At 57.6% G+C, this 2,257-nt stretch carries 2 protein-coding genes; both read right to left on the reverse strand.

What is annotated here, in order from left to right:
• Positions 1 to 1,400, reverse strand: a 1,400-nt coding sequence (locus EN935_RS32065) for an amidohydrolase family protein (RefSeq protein WP_127374017.1), incomplete at its 3' end; no start/stop codon positions are given.
• A 153-nt stretch (positions 1,401 to 1,553) separates the two neighbouring features.
• A partial coding sequence (locus EN935_RS32070) for a hydantoinase/carbamoylase family amidase (RefSeq protein WP_127374018.1) occupies positions 1,554 to 2,257 on the reverse strand: 704 nt, incomplete at its 5' end.

Genomic DNA, 2,257 nt, shown 5'->3' on the forward strand with positions numbered 1-2,257 from the left:
CCATTCAAGACCTTTCGCTGGATCACAGCGATGCGATCGATAACTTCCTTGCGTATAGTCGCTTCGTCTAGGGTGACGATTTTTTCATCCAGGAGCACAGGTTGGCCGGCAACATAAACACTGCGTAGCGCACGCGACGAGTCGGCAAAAACCAAGTGTACTTTGGCGTCGTTGAGCGGCAAGAAGGCATCTGCCGAGAGGTCGAACAACAAAAAATCGGCCTTGAAACCCGGCGCGATGCGGCCGAGGTCGTGTCCCCGCCCCATGAGCCTGGCGCCGCTCTCGGTTGCTGCCTTCAGTCCTGCCGCGGCATCCAGCCATTGGTCATGGTCTTCCGTCTGAACTGTCTGAAGCATCACCGCAAGCTTGATAGACTCGAATATCGAGCAACCATCGTTGCCATTGTGGTTGTCCGTTCCAAGTCCGACAGGGATTCCGCGGCGCAACATCTCGATCACAGGAGCAATGCCGCTGCCGAGTTTGAGATTGCTGACTGGATTATGCGATATCGAAGCGCCGGCATCCGCAACAAGATCAAGGTCCTGCGCTGACATCCACACGCCATGGATCAGAACGGAGTTCGGACGCAGGACACCGGCCTCATTCATAAAGGCCACAAGAGATTTGCCATAGAAGTGTGGCCCTGTGATCGCCTGCACACGGCTTTCGAGAACATGCGTCAGCACAGGACGAGAGACATCTTCCGCCAGATCCCATGCCTCTTGTTGAAAGCGCACGCTGCAACGTTGCGGGCCGGAAACGGATATCACCGCCCTTACCCGCCCACTGTGCCGGGTTGCAAGGCTTCTCCAGAGCGCAAGCATATCCGCTGTTTCGAGAGCGGCGACTTGTCCTTTGCTCTTGAGATGGTTTGGCAAGACAGCGTCGAGATAGGGGATCGTCTCGTGGCCGGGACGATCCGCGTACGCGATGCCGACATCGGCACGCAAGCCAAGGTCTTCGTAAGCTCTGAAGACTGCGTCGATGCTCGGCTCGTCAAGTTGCAGTCCAAGATGCACGTCATCAATCACGGTTGTGCTGCCACCGCGGATGAGTTCCATTCCCCCGATGAGAGTTCGCAGATAGATCTCGTCGGGAGTCCAGCCCCTTCCCACGATCGGCGGATTGTAAAGGCTCATCCAAATTTCGAGCGGAAGCGACGAAAACCGTCCTCGATCCCAACGGTCGTGCGAGTGGTAGTGGGTATTGATATTGCCGGGCGTGACCAGGAGCCCTTCGGCGGAGCGCTCCTGCGACACGCCGTACTGGTTTGGGTCAAGATCTTGCCCGACAGCGACTATGGTGTCGTCTCGCACAACCACATCGCGGCGCAGAGCCTCGTCTTCGGAATGGGCGAGCACCAGTCCGCCCTTTAGCATCCAGGTCGCACCCGTCGCCATCACTTGAGCCCTTCCGGGCCTGCACCGAACGTGGCTTGATTTATAGCCCTTTCGCCGTTTTCAAGGTTCTTCCTCGACTCAAAAACGAGGTCGCCACGCTTGGTCTTGACTCGTCTGAAAATGCCAGTGCTATTCATGGGTCTTCCTTGAAAATTAGCTTCTGGCGTCGAGTGCGATCAGCGTGTCGACAAGAGCCTGGACACCCTTTGCCATCTGCTCTGGCGTGCAGAATTCCTCCGGACAATGGCTTCTGCCATCGAGGCAAGGCACAAAGATCATGCCGGAAGGAGCGAATATAGCGACATGGGCCGCGTCGTGCCCCGCACCGCTTGGCATGGAGCGATATTTGTAACCGGCCGCAAATGCAGAATCCGAAATTGCCAGCTGAATGGATGTGTCCATGCTGATAGGCTCACTTTGTCCGAGAACGCGCACCTGCGCAGTCAGCCCACGGTCTGCCGCAATGCTGTATGCCAAGCGTTTGGCCCATTTTTCGTAGCGTGCCAGCGTCTGGGCTTGGCCTGCGCGAATTTCCAGGACGAAAGAAACGCGCCCCGGAACCACGTTTGAGGCATTGGGAAGAACGTCGAGTTTACCCACCGTAGCAACCATGGGCGTGCCTTGGTCCTGCTTTGCCCTTTCTTCGAATGCTGCGATCATGAGGGCCGCCGCGACCAGCGCATCCTTGCGAAGGCCCATCGGCGTCGCGCCGGAGTGGTCGGCCCGACCCTCAATGTCAATCGAAAGGCGTGTTATTCCCACGATTGCGGTCACAACGCCAAGGTCTTCCTCCGCAGCCTCCAGCACGCGGCCCTGTTCGATGTGGATCTCAACGAATCCCGCCATATCGCCATGAC

This window comes from Mesorhizobium sp. M7D.F.Ca.US.004.03.1.1, assembly GCF_003998635.1.
Lineage (GTDB): Bacteria > Pseudomonadota > Alphaproteobacteria > Rhizobiales > Rhizobiaceae > Mesorhizobium > Mesorhizobium loti.